Source organism: Enterocloster aldenensis (assembly GCF_003434055.1).
GTDB classification, from domain to species: domain Bacteria; phylum Bacillota; class Clostridia; order Lachnospirales; family Lachnospiraceae; genus Enterocloster; species Enterocloster aldenensis.
The window spans coordinates 1,309,399-1,327,995 of sequence record NZ_QVEX01000001.1; the positions used below are offsets into that span (position 1 = coordinate 1,309,399).

Consider the following 18,597-nt stretch of genomic DNA (forward strand, 5'->3'; position numbering starts at 1 on the left):
ATATTTTCGTTTTCACCAATTTCTAAAGAAGCGCTTTTTGCATATAACCCATATCCTACGTCCACTGTTCGTAGAACTTGACCAACTGTATCTCCCTAATACACTTAAATACTTTCCTTTTCAGCACCCTAATCTGGTCAGCAATTTCACAATACAGGTCGCCATATCCCGTAGACTCTTTGTCTGCCAAGCAGATACCATGAATGAGTCATATTTTTCCGAAGGGTTTCCACAAAATCTTAATCTATTCACTTTCAAAGATTCGCAGTCTCTTTGCTATCTCTTCTGGTTCCGGCAGCATTGCTTTCATATCTTCAGGCAATATATTACTTAACCGATAGGTCGCTATTCCAATCGGCACATTCGCTTGTTTCAAAGCATACTCTACATAAGTCTTATCCTTACTTTTACAAATAATAATGCCAATGGATGGATTCTCATCCGGTAATTTTACCTGTTCATCTAATGCTGTCAGATATAACTGCATCTTGCCGGCATATTCCGCTTCGAATTCACCTATTTTCAGTTCTATGGCCACCAGACTTTTTAACCTTCTATGGAAAAGCAGCAAATCAATGTATAAGTCTCTGCTCCCCACCACTAAATGATACTGATTTCCAATGAATGCAAAATCGCCACCCAATTCAATCAAAAATGCCCTAATATTGTTTACCAGTTGTATTTCCAATTCATGTTCTGAATACTCAGGAGATAGTTCGGCAAAATCAAAAGTGTACTCATCCTTTATCGCCAACTTTGCCTGCGCTCTTCGCTCCTTAGGCAAGGTCAAATTAAAATTAGTCTGATTCAGCAAATACTTTTCATAGGTTTGGGCTTCCACAAAATTTGTCAGTACCCGTTTCGTCCAGCCATATCGTTTCGTCATTTGGATATAAAATTCTCTTTGCAGATTATCTTTGCATTTTTCCATGATGATTATATTGTTGCTCCAATTAATTTCCCGCACCAGTGGTGCGAGTTTTTCCGAATCACGATATGTCAGATAAAAGTTACGCATTCTCCAGAGATTGGCGGCCGAATAACCTTTGGCTCCTGGAAATTCCTTCTGTAATTCCTTTGATAATACCTGTACAATGGATTTTCCCCATCCATTTTCTTTCTGCTGTTTATAAATTTCCTCCCCTATTTCCCAATAAAGATTTATCGTTTCAGCGTTAACCGTTTGCAAAACGCGGTATTGTTTTTTCTGTATTAATTCTTTCAGTTCATTAATAAAAGGTTCATAACCTACAATTTCCTGCTTTTCCATATACTTCTCCATTTCTCGCACCAGTGGTGCGAGTTTTATTTTTTAATCAATATTCAAGTCCTTTCGCTGTCATTTTCACATAAACTTTATATCTGATTTTTGATTATCCCTATAAATATTACACTTTCAAGCTTTTCGAAGTATAGAAAAACACTCATTTTACCACGAATATACCACGATTAAACGAGCCTTGATATGACGATAAAATAGCACTAAAAAGACACCATTGACACATTGAAGTGGTGTCTTTTATTAATAAGCAGTCAATCCTAAGACTAACTGCTTTTGCAAAATAAAGGTAATCACTATTTTGTTTGTTTCTTTAGAATAATATAGCTTGCAATCACAACTACAAAGAATACTAACACGAAAACTAAAGTATGAAATATTCCTATCGGATAAGGTGCAATCCACCCTTCTAGTTTGAAAACCAATCCTGAAATATATCCTGTAATCATAGAAATAGGCATAAAAGCAACTCCGATTATATTAAGCCAATTTACATAAAAGGGGGATTTTTCTTCCGATAGTATTCTCGCTATAAAATATCCAACAATCCCTATAGCTTGAATAATCATTGAACCCCAAACTGCTTCCATTGTTTGTTCTGCATACCAATTACCAAATGCACAAAACAGCCCAATAGCAACAAAAGCTGTTGATGATATATAAAGTACCTTACTCGTAAGCTCTTTATTTTTTTGTTCTTTGTCTGCTACTGGTTCAATTCCCTTTAGGATATAGTCAGTTGTTACTCCAAAAAAATCACTCATTATAATTATTTTTTCTAAGTCAGGCGTACTTTGTTCACTTTCCCATTTGGAAACGGCCTGCCTTGAAACTCCAACTTTATCCGCAAGTTCCTCTTGTGATATTCCTTTTGATTTCCTTAAATATTGTATTCTGTCTGCCATATTCATTAGCTAACACTCCTTTCTTTCATGGTGTAATTTTAGCAATATTATCAGTTGCATAGCCACCATTTAGATATGGAAATATGTCAACTGGCAGTTGCAATGATGTTTTTTGACAAATCAGCAGAATATTCTTGCTTATAACGTAATTTAAACATATCCATATTATAACAGTTCCATATATCCGCCACAACAAAAATCAGCACACCCCCCCTTGACATTTTTCTGTCTTGAAAAATACACACTTTTTCTTTCTTCCTCTTGATTACCAACCACAGAAAAGAAAAAGCCCTGTCAAGAGCCTTGCCACCATTGGTGGTGCTTTGCACTCTTTACTGGGCTTTTTGTTTGCTGTATCTTTCATTCAAGAGGAAAATTAAAGACCTCTGTTCCATTTCTCTTTCAGATAATCTTCATAGTCCGTTTCATCAAAATCTAACTGTGGCGAAGTGTCGGGAATGTTATTTCTGCTGTCTATGTCCGCAAGTTGACGGAATATCCAGTCATCATAAGGGTCATGGTATTTATACTCTTTGGGCTGTTCTCTGTATCGGTCTAACCCTCGCATTTCCTTATGTACTTTCATCATGCGTTCTATTTTTTGACGTTGTATCAACTGCTTGATTTCCATAAGTTCTTCTAACTCCGTAACCTCATTGGTAATGTAGTTATGGATATACTGTATGAGTTTGGTTTCCATGTAAAATCTGCATTCTTTTTCATCATTGAAAAATTCATTTTCAGACAGATAATCTAAGGAAACATTGAAGTCCTGTTCCCGTTTGATAATATCCATGATATATGGTTCGGTGTGGTCAATATACTTCCATTCTCCTGATAATAATTCATTGGGCGTTACTCCCAGCACGTCCATTATCTTTTCTAATGTGTCAAAGGTAGGATAATTCACACCCCGTTCAATCTTGGAAAGGCTCTGCATATTGATACCGATTTTATCCGCAAGTTCCTGTTGTTTCATTCCTCTGTGTTTTCTTATGGTCTGTATATTCTCTCCTAAGAAACTGATTTTCTTTTCATAATGTTCCATAACTTAGTATAACCGCTCCTTTCGTTGCTTTTCTCGGTGTTTATAAGCATATCATACTTAATATTTATCAAAAAGTCAATCAAAACTTCTTGACAAGTAATTCTAATGGCGTTATTATCGTATTAGATAGGGTGATTAAGCACGCTAGGGTCAATCACACGCTTGAGTAAGCATAGAAAAGATGTATTTTCATTTTGATAGCATGAATAAGCATGGACTATCAGACCGAAAATAAGGTTTCTGACTGGGGCTGTTCCGTTTAGCCACGAGTCTTACAAGGCTCGTGAGCGTTAAGAACGGATCAGACACAGGAAGAAAGGGAACGCCTTTAGGCGTTCATAAAGGGCGTATATGTAACACCGCCCTGCGTATACATGTCATAGTACCTAGAAACTGTGATAAATAAAGGAAAAAACACGATTTTTACCCGCAAAAAACGGGGCATACGAAAGGAGCAATGCACTATAACTACACACAAAAATTTATCCGTTAAGATTGATTACATCAGCATTGTATTTGATACTGCAACCACTGAAGATGTAATCATGCACATTTTAGGTTTACCGACTGATATTTTCAATGTCTATCCGGCAAGCATTAAATACAAAACCTATCAAGCACGCTGGCAGATTGGAGATATTTATGTATCGGGGGACGCAAGAAAAACAGAGGATAACCCACAAGGGTTAGGCTGTTATCTTGTTATGACTGGCAGAGGGTGTGATGATATTTTCCGTATTCTCGACAGTAGGAATTATACCTTTGGTGATATGTTCCGACGCTGTGAGCGAAGATACGGACTGGATAACTTCCATTTCACAAGACTTGATATTGCCATTGATGATAAGAACGAAAAGCCATTCTTTACCATAGAGCAGATAAAGAAGAAATGCGAAAAAGAGGAATTTATTTCTAATAGTGAGGGCTACCACTTTGACGAAAGCAAGTTTGATGATTTCGACACCGCAAAGACTGTTTATATCGGTGCTGGAAAATCGGGATTGTCCTATCGCTTTTATGATAAGGATAAGGAAGTCTGTTCAAAACATAATAAGACGCTTGAGGAAGTCGGCAGTTGGAAACGGACAGAAATGCAACTGCGTGATGATAAGGCTCATGCTTTTGCCATGACATTCAATGACAGACCGCTGGAACTTGGAGAACTGGCTTTCGGGCTATTGGCAAACAACCTACGCTTTGTCGTACCAAACAGAAACGAAAGTAATAAGAGCAGGTGGAAAACTTGTCGGTTTTGGGAACGCTTTTTAGGGGCTGTGGAAGTCTTAAAACTGCAAGTACCAAAACAGCAAAATTCCCTTGAAGAAACACAGCAATGGCTCACAGAGGGTGGCGTGATTTCCGCTGTCAAAAGTTTTTACTTCTTGGAAGAACATGACGCATTAGGTGGACTGGAAAAAGTGGGAACTATGCTTGATAAGGCAAGATACAGCAATTCCCTTTCCAGTAAATTAACCGCTCATTTACAGAGGATAAACCGCACCGACCTTATTCCCTATATCCAGTATGACACGAAACATGGGAAAGGGGGTATCTGATGAATAACAACGATATTCCTGTATGGGAAAAATACACCCTTACCATTGAAGAAGCGTCAAGGTATTTCCGTATCGGAGAAAACAAGTTAAGACGATTGGCAGAGGAAAACAAGGACGCTGGCTGGTTCATTATGAATGGCAACCGCATACAGATTAAACGCCGACAATTTGAACAGGTCATTGACAAATTGAACGCAATCTAATGCAAATGAGCCTTGTATGTGTTATGATGAACACAAGTCATATCAAGGCTCTTTCCAACAAGGAAAGGAGCAGACACCATGAAAGAAAAAAGACGGGATAACAAAGGTCGTATCCTGCATACTGGAGAGAGCCAACGAACAGACGGGAAATACTTATATAAATATGTAGACGCATTTGGAAACACAAAATATGTGTATGCTTGGAGATTGACACCCACAGACCCGACACCAAAGGGAAAACGGGAAAAACCCTCACTTCGAGAACTGGAACAGCAGATAAGACGAGATATTGAGGACGGTATCGACAGCACAGGCAAGAAAATGACGCTTTGCCAACTTTATGCCAAACAGAACGCACAAAGGGCAAATGTGAAGAAAAGCACACAGAAACAACGGGAACAACTCATGCGGTTATTGAAAGAGGACAAATTAGGTGCTAGGAGCATTGATACAATCAAGCCCTCTGACGCTAAAGAATGGGCGTTACGCATGAAAGACAAAGGCTTTTCCTATAACACTATTAACAACCATAAACGCTCGTTAAAAGCGTCATTCTATATCGCCATACAAGACGATTGTGTAAGGAAAAACCCTTTTAATTTCAAGTTAAGTGAAATCATAGAAAATGATACCAAAGAGAAAGTAGCATTGACAGAGGAACAGGAACAAGCCTTACTGTCATTCATCAAGACGGATAACGTGTATCACAAGTATTATGATGATGTGCTGATACTGTTAAAGACAGGACTTCGTATCTCGGAACTGTGCGGACTGACAGTAGCCGATATTGATTTCAAGAATGAGGTTGTGGTTATCGACCACCAGTTATTAAAGAGCAAGGAACAGGGCTATTATATTGAAACGCCTAAGACAAAAAGCGGAATAAGGCAAGTGCCATTAAGCAGAGAAACGATACAGGCATTTCAACGGGTCATAAGGAAACGCACAAAAGGGAAACTGATAGAGATAGACGGATACAAAGATTTTCTGTTCGTCAATCCGAAAGGCAATCCTAAAGTTGCGATTGATTACAACGCCTTATTTGTCCGTATGGTAAAGAAATATAACAAACACCACAAGGATAACCCCTTGCCACATATCACACCACATACGCTACGCCATACGTTCTGCACAAGACTGGCAAGCAAGAACATGAACCCGAAAGATTTACAGTATATCATGGGACATTCAAACATCAGTATCACAATGAACTGGTATGCTCATGCGTCCATAGATACCGCAAAATCAGAGGTTCAGCGTCTAATCGCATAAGAAGTATTTACCACGATTTTAACCACGCTTGATAGCGAAAATATAAGAAGATAGACCTAGATATGTGAGGTTTACCACAAAAGCAAAATGCCCGTAGAGCCTATAAAATAAGGCTTTGCGGACATTTAAGAAGATATAAAAAGATAGTCAAAAAGACATATATGATTTAACATAAATATTGTATCACATATAACCCTAAACATCATTACTTACAATAAAGGTTTCTGCCACGTTTATTCATTTAATGTCTTATAATTCATACGGAGTTTTAATCCGCAACTGGGGCTAAATCATTTAATTTTCAACAGTCACGATGGTATTATTCTCCAAGACTTGAACAGCACCTCTCTCATACCGCCTTACGATTCCTCAGTGACAGCTCTCGCTGATATCACGTTTTTTCTCCTGCACCTGCTACTGAATATGATAATATGCTTCTCGCTCCTGCTTCCCAGTGTGCCTGATATTGTCACACTTTCCATTCGTATTTTCACTTTTCCTGAAATATTTTTGCTAGAATACAGACTGCAAACACAATGTCCTTCTCCTGAATCCTGCGCCACAGTTTCCACAAACCAGCAGATTGCTTAACAGATACTTACTGCTATACCGATTCCTACTATTTACCTGTGCCCCATTTTCATAAGCAATTAACCTCGCCCTTCTAAACATTTCCTATTGCACCTTATCAAATCCGAATGGTCGTGTCATCCCAGCTTTCCTGTTGCCGTCGTTATCTTCTGTTTTTCTAACGCTCTCTTAATCTGTGCAAAGGTATTCCCTGCCAGATATAAATCAAATATCTGTTTCACTACTTCTGCCTGTTCCGGCACTATCTCCAATTCTCCATTTACACACCTATATCCCATAAATGCCTTATAATTTGTAAAAATCCCCTGTTCAAAGTTTCTAGTAAACGTCCACTTCATGTTTTCACTCATATTTCTGCTCTCCTCCTGTGCCACCGCACACGCTAATGTAATATACGCCTCAGCTTCGGAATTCATAGAATCCAGCTTTTCATTTTCAAAATACATGGAAATACCCCTTTCCTTTAAATATCTGACTATATTTAGAATTTCTAACGTGTCTCTCGACACTCTGCTTACCTATTTGGTGAGTATATAATCTACCTCCCCTGCCTCCGCCTGCTTTAGCATCTTTTCCAGCCCTGTACGCCCTCTTTTCCTCAATCCGCTTTTTCCAAAATCATAAAAGATTCCGGCAAATTCCCAATTTGGATTATTCAATATCTGATTCATATACGCCCATATTTGTCGAAACAGACTTGCTTGTTGTTCCTTACTCCTTGTACTGACGCGGCAATAGGCAGCTACTCTCAATCGCTTTGGTTCTTTAGGTGGAACAGGTATTAATCTGATTTTCTTCACAAAACATTTCACCTCGCCCTAAGAAAAAGACGCAAAAGCATTTTCGCCCTTACGTCTGCATTTCCTCATACTATTTTGTATCAGTCATTTCCTCTGTTATCGACAGTTCTACATAACCTTCCTTATCATCTGCTACCCTTCGCAGATATTCCAAGCCACCATCTACGCTACAGGTACCGCAGGAGACTTAATCACATCTCCACGCGCCTTACCCTAAATACAGTTTTTCAATATTTTCTCCATCTTGATTTCCCCTATATCCCTTCACCCCACCCCGCTGCAACAGGACGATGGACTAGCAGTGTGGTGAAACCGAAGATTTATACTACATGGCGAAAGCATTTTTATCCATAATGGTATGGTGAATTTGTTCATTAATTTTACCCCACTTACCCCTTTTTAACGGAAATCACCCCTTTATAAAAAAATTTACCCTCCCACCACTGAGCTTAAGTTGAAAACAAAATTTTTCAATACCCTCATTATTTAATTTACTGTCTGATACAATGCTCTGTTTCAGCGCCTCACATCGTAGCCAAGCCTCTATCACGTATGATCTGTTTTCCATACACTATATAAATATAATTTCGTATTTTATCGCCAGATACTATAACCTATTGTTCTCCAACAAGAAATCTCCTTTTCTGCTTTTCATACATTACAATCTATAACTTCAATCTTATTTAATTAATCAGTCTTCATTTTCTACAAATCCAATTTCTTTGGATTCTCTTAATTCCTGTATATGTTCTGTATTTTCTCTATACTGTTTCAATTCATCTTCTTTTGTAAAAAGCATGTTACCCGAATACATTTTTTCTCCTTCTTTTGCATCTAACTCTATATAAAAAACATCTTCTGCTCCTTTTTGCGGCAGTCTTTGGTTTACAACTACTGCATTAAAAATACCTATTAACTGGTACAAAGATATTTTATTTCCCATAATATCTAACGAACATTCTGCACACATTTCAAAATAAATTTCTTTTCCAATCATATTTGTATCTATACCAACCTTTTCATGAAAACCTTTTCCAGATACATTTTCATATTTCTCATATTTTTTATAAGGTTTTTTCTTTATAAGACAATCATATAACATTGAAACAGAATTCACCAAGCCGATTGTAATTTCTTCTTCGGGTTCAAATTTTACTCCCAAATATTTTTCTATCTCTAATACCTTTTTCCAAAATTCCACTACTTCCTCTGGTTTCTCACTTCCTTCATATTCCTCTGCCAGAGGAACTTTTACACCACAAATATATCCATGTCCTGTCATAAAAGCATTATATATCTCATTTGCTTTTACAATTTCAGCTATACTTTTCGCTCTTTTTTCATAAACACCAATAGTAAAAGTAAATCTATTTGTTTTACAATCAATAGAAAAACTAATACTCAAAGCTTCATCATCTATAGAAGCAAATTTAAAAATTGTAAAACTATTATTGGCTTTCTGTTGAATCACTATATTGCGTCTATACTTATCTGAACCTATCTCTATTGAATGTGCTTCTGGAAACTTTGGCGGAACCATATAGAAATGTGTTGACTCCTGTACTATATTATTTTTAAATGGTGCTACAAGTAAATCACTAGCTTTAAATGCAGTTCCATTAATTTCATAACAACCATTCTTGTCCGGTAAAATTTCTGCCTGCTGCTGAGAATTATATAAATATGTCCATAATTCATCCATACTAATCTTATCATTAAATATCTCTTTTGCATTTTCAGGTAATTTAATACCGCCTGACCCAACTACAAATTTCCCGTCTGTTTCAATCCTACAAATGCCATTTTCTGCATTTACATATTTAAAACCTTCTGGAAGTGGCTCACTTATTGCTTTTAATATTCCCTCTGGTATCTCTGACTCATACGATGGTTTTTCTTTAAATGCCGCTTTAAAATCAGAAAACATTATTAAAAATCTCCTTTCGTATCATCCCAAATTATGATTTTTGAAATAAGAAAAATCTTTTCAAATTTATCTATATAATCCTTTTTTAAGATTTTGTCCGCTACCAAATCAAATTCTGCTTTATTCTGGATGATTATATATTTTACATCTTCCAGATTAAACTTCAGCCACAACTGATCTGTAAACCTAATCCCCTTATTTAATGTTTCTTTTTGCACTATACCACTTCCTGTTAAAACACTCGGAAATTTTTGTGAAGAAGCATCTGGTATATACCTCCATTCACATTCGTCGGTAAAATTTTTATGTTCTAACTTTCCATCACGAAGCATCTCACCCTCTATAGGTTTCAAAAAATACATCTGTGTCAACAAATAATCCTGTACTTTATCAGTATAAGAGCTTGAAACTGCTTCTTCAAATGCATTTGTAAAATCATTCTTCAAACTAGACTGAGTATTTATATATTGTATCGGTTGAATTCCCTTTGCTATCCCCCATTGCTTGGAAAATGCAATACCATAACTACCATAAAATCCCATATGATTTTCTATTTTATGTAAATTGATATCGCAAAAACACAACATTGGGTATGCAATTTCCTTATACGATATATTCAAATAATTTATTGTTTCAACACAATATCTTGGAATCAGCGCATCCCTTTCAATAGCATCTAACAAATAATCTATTTTTCCAACAAAGTGAAATAACGTATCTGCACTTTGAATAGGTGGGGTATATGTTTTTGCTAAAGTCATACCTGTTATCGAAACTGGTTGATCCATTAGGTATCCTCCATTAGTATTCTTTTATCCATAGTTTACCATACTCTCTTACTTCTTTCCTACTACAATATACACCTTTTTATGTTAATCGAATTATCTCAACTTTTGCCCCATAATATTCACTTTTCCCAAATAGTACGAGTTTTGTCGGATTGTATTTTTTGTCCAATAAAGCCCTTATTTTTGAACTTTCCGGCGTTATCCCCGTCCCCTTATCAGCGGAAACTTATCCATCTCACCTTCCGTAAAAACACAACTCCATTTCCCGCTAAAAATCCCGCACCCCCGCCTGGAATCAAGGTTTCCGCACGAGAAGCACGGCGGTTTCAACATGCACCGTCCCAGGAAACATATCGCACCCCCTAACCTTCCCAACCACATACCCCCCATCCGCCAGATACCGCAAGTCCCGGGCCAGCGTAGCGGAATCGCAGCTCACATATACAACCTTCTCAGGCCGCATCTTAAGGATTGTATCCAGACAGACCTTGTCGCAACCTTTCCTGGGAGGATCCACCACAATCACATCCGCATGTACCTGGTTCTTTTCGTACTGTTCAGGCAGCACTTCCTCTGCCTTACCAACAAAGAATTCCACATTATCCATTCCATTCAGCGCCGCATTCCTGCGTGCATCCTCAATGGCCTGGGGAACAATCTCCACTCCATAAACTTTCTTAGCTTTCTGTGCTAAGAACAGGGAAATCGTCCCTATCCCGCAGTATAAGTCCCAAACCGTCTCATTGCCGCTTAAGTCCGCGTATTCAAGGGCTGTCCCATATAATTTCTCAGTCTGCACCGGATTGACCTGATAGAAAGACAGCGGGGAAATCTGATACTGCACATCCCCGATATAATCCGCAATATATCCCGGCCCATACAGATTGACAATCTTCTTACCCATAATTACATTTGTCTTTTCCATATTAACACTATAAGAAATGCTGGTCATCCCATTGACCTGGCACAGTCTTTCCACCAAACGCCCTGCCAGGCTGTCTGCCGTACCTTTCTCCCAACAGTCCTCCAGACCGCCTTCCATACGCTCCTCCCGACAGTCCTCCTGGCTGCCTTCCATACGTTCCTCCCGACAGTCCTCCAGACCGCCTTCCATGCAGTCCTCCCATCTATCCTTCCGTCTGTCCCCAGCTTTTTTCCCCAACGACCTCCCATTTATCACAAGGCACACCATCAGTTCCCCGGTCTTAAATCCCTTCCGGATCAGGACATGTCTCACAAGTCCTTTGTGGGCATACTCGTCATAAGGCTCCAGCCCGTTTTCCTCCATAAATCCTTTGATGATTCCCAGTATCTCCTGGTTTTCTTCCACTCCCAGAAGGCAGTCATCATTTCCAATGATATCATGGGTCCTTCCGGCATAAAATCCCGCAATAATCTCCCCATCTTTATTCCGCCCAAATGGGAACTGGGCTTTATTGCGGTACCTCCAGGGATTCTCCATTCCCATAATCGGAAGCATTTGAATCTCATCCCGTTTGAACTTCCCAATCCGCATTAGGTTATTCAGGACCTTATTCTCCTTAAAACGCAGCTGCTCTTCGTAGCTCATGGCCTGAAGCTGACAGCCCCCGCACTGGCGGGCCACCGGACAGGACGGTTCCACACGGCCAGCGGAAGGCTCCAGCACCTCCATAAGCCGTGCAAATCCATAGGACTTCTTCATTTTCATGGCTTTTGCCCGTACCACATCGCCAATGACTGTATCCTTAATAAACCAGATGTAACCGGCAAGCTTTCCCACGCCGGCTCCATCTTCATTCATGTCTTCTATTGTCACGGTAAATTCCTGATTTTTCTCCATTATCAAGTTCTCCTGTCCTTACTATTATTCACAATCCCTACACAATTCCCTATGTTATATCCAATCCTTACATTATTCCCAATCTCCACGCTCCACCATCTCCACGATACTCCCATTCCCTACACAGCGCCCACTCCCCACACTACTCCCACTCCCCACGATACCCCCCATTCCCTACACAGCGCCCACTCCCCACACTACTCCCACTCCCCATGATACCCCCATTCCCTACGCAGCTCCCACTAACCACACTACCCCCATTCTCCACACTACTCCCACTCCCCAACTCGCCCAAAAATCCCCACATCCAAAAAGGCTGAAAACCTCCGCGCACCGATATATCCTTCCGTCCATACCATCTGCCTCATAAGTTTTCAGCCTTTATATGTCATCTCACAATCATCAACCGGACAGCCCCGCCGGGCCGTGTTTTTTATAACACCCCAAACCCGTTACACGGATTCCGAAGTCTTTCTGATGTTTGTCTCCAGCAGCCGGTTATAACCCAGCCATCCCTTATTATCAGAACCCGGATTGCCGGCGTTCAGCGCCTCAATCATGGTCTCCATCTTTGCATCCGTATTGTCGGCAAAGTTCAGTGCCAGCGCTTCCAACAGCGCCGGCTTTTTGGGCGAACCGTATTCAAGCTCCCCGTGGTGGGCCAGGATGCAGTGTTTTAATTCCACGGCCAGAACTTCCGGGAATCCCGGAATGGCGCGTATGCCTTTGCCCACCATCTCTGTGCCGATTATGATATGCCCTAACAGCTGGCCGTCGTCCGTATAGTCATTCTCCGGGAAACGTGACAGTTCCTTGGTCTTGCCAATATCATGGAAAATGGCTGCTGTCAGCAGTAAATCCCTGTTAAGCTGCGGATAACAGGATGAATAGTAATCACACATCTTTGCAACGCTCAGCGTATGCTCCAGAAGCCCGCCCACAAAACCGTGGTGGACGCTCTTGGCAGCGGAGTGGAACTGGAATGCCTTTGCAAATGCCGGGCTGTCCACAAAATAAATGCTTAACAGCTTCTGAAGATATGGATTCTTCACGGTTCCTATGCAGCCAAGAAGTTCCTCGTACATTTCCTTGATATTCTTCTTGGATACCGGCAGGTAGTCTGCCTCCACGTATTCACCTTCCTGCGCCCTGCGTATGCGGCGGATATTCATCTGGTTGGAATTCTGGAACAGCGTGATGTCCGCTTCCACATGCACATAATCCATGGTCTCAAAGTCACCTACCCCAGGTGAACCCAAATCCCAGATTTTGGCGTCTATGGTTCCTGTCTTATCCTGAAGTACCAGATTGCCGTATTCCTTTCCATTCTTGGTCATTGCAATCTGCTTGTTTTTGCACAGGTACACATCCGCAATGTGCATGCCTTCCCTGAAGGTGTCGATGTATTTCATCCTTTACTTCCTCATCTTTCTAATATGTTGGCACATAAACTTCATATTCTGTTTACGATGCTCATTACAATAACGCAGCCAGGCGTTATGAACTACCTGGCTCCGATTGTTACTGAAAACTCAATTTCTTTGTACTCATCTTTTCCGCTGCGAAGGATTGCCACCTTGATTTTGTCACCGGAATGGAGTTTTTCCACCAGGTTCTGGAAATCCTTCATGTTACCCACCTGTTCCCCATTCATCCAGGTAATGATATCCCCTGCCTGTATGCCTGCATTGTAAGCAGGGCTGTCCGTAACAGTGGCAGTAACATATATGCCGTGAGGCATTCCGCTTTCTTCCATGGCAGGGCTCACCTCCTGCCCCTTAATCCCAAAATACGGGGCCGGGATTCCGTTGCTCAGCCGTTCCAGGATTCCCTTGTAGTCTGATATGGCCACCACGGTGGTCATCTTGCAGACCCCGTCCTCGCCATATTTGTCAGTGACCCAGCCAATCAGTTCTCCTGAGATGTTCAGTAAAAATGTTCCTGCGCCCGCATCCCCGTTGGCATCCGTATAAAAAATCCTGGAGTTGCCGTCCACGGTCTGCACGTTGCGCACCACATAGGAAATATTGCCGTAATCACTGGAGTGTACAATCCCCGCCGGAGCACCCACCGCAATCACGATGTCTCCCTGCTTCACCCCATAGGAATTCCCCAGTTCAATGGCTTCCACCTTCTTGAACTGTTCGCTGTCCATCTTGGCCGCATCCACACTTACCACGGACAGTCCTGTAATGGTATCGCTCTGCTTCACGGTTCCCGCCATCATGGTGTTGTCGGGAAACGCCACCTCAATGGAGTCTGCGGCTTCAACCGCTTCCTCCGGCGTCAGTATCAGGATTTCAGAACGCGTCCTGGCAATTATGATGCCGGAAAACTGTCCTGAGGTCTCAATGGGATTGTCAAACCAGTCCTTTTCATGCTGTATGGAATGGACTACCACAAGGCTGTCATCCGCGTCCACCGCAATGGCGCGCAGGTTACCGTATAATTTATTCAGGTCATCTACGGAATAATTGTACTTCTCGATTGCGCTGCGGACCAGTACGTCCACTGGTTCTGTCTGTGCAGGAACTTCCGTGGAGGGTACGGACATGGTGGCCTGGGTCGTCTCAGGATTGTCTTTGGGAATGGTAAACTGGCTGCTCTCCTCAGGTGTCTCCTGCCCCAGGAAACGCTCCGCTACCGGGCGGCTGACCACAAAGCAGATGGCTGACAGCACTCCAAACAGCACGGCACAAAAAACAGTCAGAAGGATCTTCCTGGCAATCTGGCGGCGGGACATGGGCTGACGGACGATTTTCTCGTTGATAAACCGGTGGGACTTGTCCGGCCCACGGTCCTGCTGGTTCTTATTCGGATGCTGATCTGCACGTTTATCCGCCATGGTGCTCCTCCCTTGCGAAGAATCTTATTCTCTATTATACGTTTCTTCCAGTTATTATGCAAGATTTTATATATGAAAAGATAGTAAAAAAGATAGTAAATATCATTTTTTATGGTATAATTTAAATGTCGCCTTTTGGAAAAAGGCCCTTATTAATCCAGCATTTTTACGTAAAACACAGGTGAAATCAATGAATCAGAAAGCATTAAAAACGTTAGAATACGATAAGATAATCAACCAGTTAACTGAATATGCGGCGTCCCCGTTGGGCAAGGAACTGTGCCGCAGCCTTAACCCATCCTCCGACCTTGAGGAAATCCGCACATGGCAGGCCCAGACCACGGATGCGGTGACAAGGGTCCGTTTCAAGGGCACTACGTCATTTTCCGGTGTAAGGGATATCGGGGATTCTTTAAAACGTCTGGAGATTGGAAGTTCACTGGGCATCCATGAACTGCTTGCCATCAGTTCCAGCCTTACGGCCGCTGCCAGGGCCAAGGCCTATGGACGGCACGAACCCCAGGGGGATACAAGGACCGGGGCCGGCGGCCGGAACACCGCAGGCGGCAGTGGGGCCGGCGGCCGGAACACAGCAGGCGGCTGTGGAGCAGGCAGCCGGAACACCGCAGGCGGCAATCGGGACAGCGGCCGGGATATGGCATCTGCCAGGAACACAGCCGCCCGGATGAACGGCGCCAACATCCCGGACAGCGATGGCCCGGATGATGATTATGACTCCCTGGAGCCTTTGTTTGCCGGTCTTGAGCCCCTAACCCCGCTGAACAACGAGATTAAGCGCTGTATCCTCTCCGAAGATGAGATTGCAGATGATGCCAGCCCGGGATTGTCCCATGTACGGCGCTCCATGAAGGTGGCTGCGGACCGTATCCATACGCAGCTGAATTCCATTCTCAATTCTAACCGTTCCTATCTTCAGGATGCGGTTATCACCATGAGGGACGGGCGTTACTGCCTTCCTGTCAAGTCAGAATACAAAAACCAGGTGTCCGGCATGGTCCACGACCAGTCCTCTACCGGTTCCACCCTGTTCATAGAACCCATGGCTATTGTAAAGCTGAACAATGAGATCCGCGAACTGGAGATACAGGAGCAGAAGGAAATTGAGGCTGTCCTTGCATCCTTGAGCAACCAGGCCGCCCCTTACTGCGAAGAACTCCGGATGAACCAGGAACTGCTGGCACAGCTGGATTTCATCTTTGCAAAGGCCGGGCTGGCACGCCACTACAAGTGCAGCGCGCCTGTGTTCAATGACAGGGGATATATCCATATCAAGGACGGACGCCACCCCCTTTTAAACCCGCAGACAGCGGTCCCCATCAATATATGGCTGGGCAGGGACTTCGATCTGCTGATTGTGACAGGCCCCAATACGGGCGGCAAGACCGTTTCCCTGAAAACAGTTGGGCTCTTCACCCTCATGGGCCAGTCAGGTCTTCACATCCCGGCCTGGGAAGGATCGGAACTGGCGGTATTTGATGAGGTATTTGCTGATATTGGAGATGAACAGAGCATTGAGCAGAGCCTCAGCACATTCTCCGCCCATATGACCAACACGGTCCGTATTTTAAATGAAGCTGATTCCCACTCCCTCTGCCTGTTTGATGAACTGGGAGCCGGGACAGATCCCACGGAAGGCGCGGCCCTGGCCATCGCCATCCTCACCTTCCTCCACAACATGAAGTGCCGCACCATGGCTACCACCCACTACAGCGAACTGAAGGTATTTGCGCTTACCACGCCCGGCGTGGAGAATGCCTGCTGTGAATTTAACGTGGAGACCCTGCAGCCCACTTACCGGCTGCTCATCGGCGTTCCCGGCAAAAGCAACGCCTTTGCTATTTCCAAGAAGCTGGGGCTTCCTGACTATATCATCGATGAAGCCAAAAACCATCTGGAAGCCAAGGACGTATCCTTTGAGGACCTGCTGGCCAGTCTGGAATCAAGCCGTCTCACCATTGAGAAGGAACAGGCTGAAATCAACGCCTATAAAGATGAGGTTGCCAAGCTTAAATCCAGGCTTACCCAAAAGGAAGAGCGGCTGGATGAGCGCAAGGACAAGGTCATCCGCAACGCCGCCGAGGAGGCCCAGCGGATTCTCAGGGAAGCCAAGGAGACAGCGGACCAGACCATCAAGCAGATTAACAAACTGGCGGCAGGGGCAGGCCTTAACAAGGAACTGGAAGAACAGCGCTCCAGGCTGCGTGACCAGCTTAAAAAAGCGGACGATAAACTGGCGGTAAAGGCCAAGGGCCCAAGCCAGCCCATCTCGCCAAAGAAGTTAAAAATCGGCGATGGCGTGAAAGTGCTGTCCATGAACTTAAAGGGCACGGTCAGCACCCTGCCCAATGCAAAGGGCGACCTCTACGTCCAGATGGGTATCCTCCGCTCCCTGGTGAACATCAAGGACCTGGAGCTTCTGGATGAAAAAGAGATAAGCGCCACCCTGGGCGACGGTTCCTCCATCAGCTACGGAGGCAAGGCTCCTGCCAAGGGCAAGGGCAGCGGCAGCAGCCAGATAAAGGTATCCAAATCCTCCACCATCTCAACCGAAGTGAACCTGATCGGTATGACCGTGGATGAGGCTCTTCCTGTGATGGAGAAGTATCTGGACGACGCATATCTGGCCCATCTGCCAAGCGTGCGGGTGGTTCACGGACGGGGTACCGGGGCCCTTAAAAACGCGGTGCACAAACGTCTGCGCCAGCTTAAATATGTAAAGGAATTCCGTCTGGGCCAGTTTGGCGAAGGCGATTCAGGTGTGACCGTTGTCACGTTCAAATAATTACGGCCCGCACATACAACCAACAACAGCTATAGGAGGAATGGAACATGGCAGAGAAGCAGAGAATCCTGATTGTGGATGATGATGCAAATATTGCAGAATTAATCTCCCTCTACCTGATGAAAGAGTGTTATGAAACAATGATTGTAGGAGACGGCGAGGAAGCACTCAGGGTATTCCCTGAGTTCAAGCCCAACCTGGTTCTCCTGGACCTGATGCTGCCCGGCATGGATGGATATCAGGTCTGCCGGGAACTGCGCTCCGGCTCCCAGGTACCCGTCATCATGCTTTCAGCCAAGGGCGAGATTTTCGATAAGGTCCTTGGCCTGGAACTGGGCGCTGACGACTATATGATCAAGCCCTTTGATTCCAAGGAGCTGGTGGCCCGCGTAAAGGCAGTGCTGCGCCGCTATCAGGCAGTTCCCGCACCGGCGCCCTCCAGCACACAGCAGGGCGAATACGTGGAGTATCCTGATTTAATCGTAAACCTGACCAATTATTCAGTCATTTACAATGGCCACTCCGTGGAAATGCCGCCAAAGGAGCTGGAGCTCCTCTATTTCCTGGCGTCATCCCCCAACCAGGTATTTACCAGGGAACAGCTTCTGGACCATATCTGGGGCTATGAGTACATTGGCGATACACGCACCGTGGACGTACATATCAAACGTCTCCGTGAAAAAATCAAGGACCACACCAATTGGGCCATCACCACAGTGTGGGGGATTGGCTACAAATTTGAAGTAAAGAGGTAAGAT

General features: G+C 43.3%; 13 protein-coding genes and 4 pseudogenes. 6 read left to right on the forward strand and 11 right to left on the reverse strand.

Annotated elements, in window-relative coordinates; genetic code table 11:
• Positions 1 to 244: 244 nt before the first annotated feature.
• The 3 genes from DWX59_RS06145 to DWX59_RS06160 form a co-directional block, all read right to left on the reverse strand.
• Positions 245 to 1,270 (reverse strand): PDDEXK nuclease domain-containing protein, encoded by a 1,026-nt coding sequence (locus tag DWX59_RS06145; RefSeq protein ID WP_117557032.1) that lies wholly within the window; start codon positions 1,268 to 1,270, stop codon positions 245 to 247.
• 305 nt (positions 1,271 to 1,575) lie between these two features.
• Positions 1,576 to 2,190 (reverse strand): helix-turn-helix domain-containing protein, encoded by a 615-nt coding sequence (locus tag DWX59_RS06150; protein WP_008393242.1) that lies wholly within the window; start codon positions 2,188 to 2,190, stop codon positions 1,576 to 1,578.
• Between the two features lie 370 nt (positions 2,191 to 2,560).
• On the reverse strand, positions 2,561 to 3,232 hold the full coding sequence (locus DWX59_RS06160; protein ID WP_008393244.1) for a helix-turn-helix domain-containing protein: 672 nt from the start codon (positions 3,230 to 3,232) through the stop codon (positions 2,561 to 2,563).
• Positions 3,233 to 3,726: 494 nt separating this feature from the next.
• Between DWX59_RS06160 and DWX59_RS06165 the strand changes: the two genes are divergently transcribed.
• The 3 genes from DWX59_RS06165 to DWX59_RS06175 all read left to right on the forward strand — a co-directional run bounded on the left by DWX59_RS06165 (position 3,727) and on the right by DWX59_RS06175 (position 6,263).
• Positions 3,727 to 4,788 carry a replication initiation factor domain-containing protein gene (locus DWX59_RS06165; RefSeq protein ID WP_276519246.1) on the forward strand — a complete coding sequence of 354 codons (1,062 nt, stop codon included), beginning with the start codon at positions 3,727 to 3,729 and terminating at the stop codon, positions 4,786 to 4,788.
• Entirely contained in the window at positions 4,788 to 4,991 is a 204-nt protein-coding gene (locus DWX59_RS06170; protein ID WP_015527885.1) for an excisionase, read from the forward strand. Before DWX59_RS06165 ends, DWX59_RS06170 begins: the two co-directional genes overlap by 1 nt.
• 78 nt (positions 4,992 to 5,069) lie before the next feature.
• Positions 5,070 to 6,263, forward strand: coding sequence for a site-specific integrase (locus DWX59_RS06175; RefSeq protein WP_117557033.1), 1,194 nt, complete (start codon positions 5,070 to 5,072; stop codon positions 6,261 to 6,263).
• 707 nt (positions 6,264 to 6,970) lie between these two features.
• Here the strand turns inward: DWX59_RS06175 and DWX59_RS30325 are convergent.
• From DWX59_RS30325 to DWX59_RS06210, 8 genes and pseudogenes are all read right to left on the reverse strand, one after another.
• Complete coding sequence (locus DWX59_RS30325) at positions 6,971 to 7,204, reverse strand: recombinase family protein (RefSeq protein ID WP_165642915.1); 234 nt, start codon at positions 7,202 to 7,204, stop codon at positions 6,971 to 6,973.
• 15 nt (positions 7,205 to 7,219) lie between these two features.
• Positions 7,220 to 7,666 (reverse strand): annotated as a pseudogene (locus DWX59_RS30330) (recombinase family protein); the annotation flags it as partial.
• Positions 7,667 to 7,724: 58 nt separating this feature from the next.
• Positions 7,725 to 7,826: pseudogene (locus DWX59_RS30335) on the reverse strand (DUF7695 domain-containing protein); the annotation flags it as partial.
• A gap of 519 nt (positions 7,827 to 8,345) precedes the next feature.
• The gene (locus DWX59_RS06190) at positions 8,346 to 9,581 is read right to left on the reverse strand and encodes an abortive infection system toxin AbiGii family protein (protein ID WP_117557035.1); all 1,236 of its coding nucleotides are present in this window, start codon (positions 9,579 to 9,581) and stop codon (positions 8,346 to 8,348) included.
• A 2-nt stretch (positions 9,582 to 9,583) separates the two neighbouring features.
• The gene (locus DWX59_RS06195) at positions 9,584 to 10,369 is read right to left on the reverse strand and encodes an abortive infection system antitoxin AbiGi family protein (RefSeq protein WP_117557037.1); all 786 of its coding nucleotides are present in this window, start codon (positions 10,367 to 10,369) and stop codon (positions 9,584 to 9,586) included.
• Between the two features lie 295 nt (positions 10,370 to 10,664).
• Entirely contained in the window at positions 10,665 to 12,191 is a 1,527-nt protein-coding gene (gene rlmD, locus DWX59_RS06200) for a 23S rRNA (uracil(1939)-C(5))-methyltransferase RlmD (protein WP_117557039.1), read from the reverse strand.
• A 452-nt stretch (positions 12,192 to 12,643) separates the two neighbouring features.
• Positions 12,644 to 13,603: a 3'-5' exoribonuclease YhaM family protein gene (locus DWX59_RS06205; RefSeq protein WP_117557041.1), complete on the reverse strand. Its 960-nt coding sequence runs from the start codon at positions 13,601 to 13,603 to the stop codon at positions 12,644 to 12,646.
• Between the two features lie 92 nt (positions 13,604 to 13,695).
• Positions 13,696 to 15,036, reverse strand: a complete 1,341-nt coding sequence (locus DWX59_RS06210; RefSeq protein ID WP_117557043.1) for a S1C family serine protease — start codon at positions 15,034 to 15,036, stop codon at positions 13,696 to 13,698.
• A 190-nt stretch (positions 15,037 to 15,226) separates the two neighbouring features.
• Between DWX59_RS06210 and DWX59_RS30245 the strand changes: the two are divergent.
• From DWX59_RS30245 to DWX59_RS06220, 3 genes and pseudogenes are all read left to right on the forward strand, one after another.
• Positions 15,227 to 15,553 (forward strand): annotated as a pseudogene (locus tag DWX59_RS30245) (endonuclease MutS2); the annotation flags it as partial.
• A gap of 201 nt (positions 15,554 to 15,754) precedes the next feature.
• Positions 15,755 to 17,839: pseudogene (locus DWX59_RS06215) on the forward strand (endonuclease MutS2); the annotation flags it as partial.
• Between the two features lie 47 nt (positions 17,840 to 17,886).
• Positions 17,887 to 18,594 carry a response regulator transcription factor gene (locus DWX59_RS06220; RefSeq protein WP_117557053.1) on the forward strand — a complete coding sequence of 236 codons (708 nt, stop codon included), beginning with the start codon at positions 17,887 to 17,889 and terminating at the stop codon, positions 18,592 to 18,594.
• Positions 18,595 to 18,597: the final 3 nt, after the last annotated feature.

Coding starts and splice junctions, on each gene's coding strand:
- DWX59_RS30325 (WP_165642915.1), bottom strand. CDS start 7,204: ATGAGTGAAAACATGAAGTGGACGTTTACTAGAAACTTTGAACAGGGG.
- rlmD (WP_117557039.1), bottom strand. CDS start 12,191: ATGGAGAAAAATCAGGAATTTACCGTGACAATAGAAGACATGAATGAA.
- DWX59_RS06210 (WP_117557043.1), bottom strand. CDS start 15,036: ATGGCGGATAAACGTGCAGATCAGCATCCGAATAAGAACCAGCAGGAC.
- DWX59_RS06175 (WP_117557033.1), top strand. CDS start 5,070: ATGAAAGAAAAAAGACGGGATAACAAAGGTCGTATCCTGCATACTGGA.
- DWX59_RS06190 (WP_117557035.1), bottom strand. CDS start 9,581: ATGTTTTCTGATTTTAAAGCGGCATTTAAAGAAAAACCATCGTATGAG.
- DWX59_RS06145 (WP_117557032.1), bottom strand. CDS start 1,270: ATGGAAAAGCAGGAAATTGTAGGTTATGAACCTTTTATTAATGAACTG.
- DWX59_RS06195 (WP_117557037.1), bottom strand. CDS start 10,369: ATGGATCAACCAGTTTCGATAACAGGTATGACTTTAGCAAAAACATAT.
- DWX59_RS06205 (WP_117557041.1), bottom strand. CDS start 13,603: ATGAAATACATCGACACCTTCAGGGAAGGCATGCACATTGCGGATGTG.
- DWX59_RS06170 (WP_015527885.1), top strand. CDS start 4,788: ATGAATAACAACGATATTCCTGTATGGGAAAAATACACCCTTACCATT.
- DWX59_RS06160 (WP_008393244.1), bottom strand. CDS start 3,232: ATGGAACATTATGAAAAGAAAATCAGTTTCTTAGGAGAGAATATACAG.
- DWX59_RS06150 (WP_008393242.1), bottom strand. CDS start 2,190: ATGAATATGGCAGACAGAATACAATATTTAAGGAAATCAAAAGGAATA.
- DWX59_RS06220 (WP_117557053.1), top strand. CDS start 17,887: ATGGCAGAGAAGCAGAGAATCCTGATTGTGGATGATGATGCAAATATT.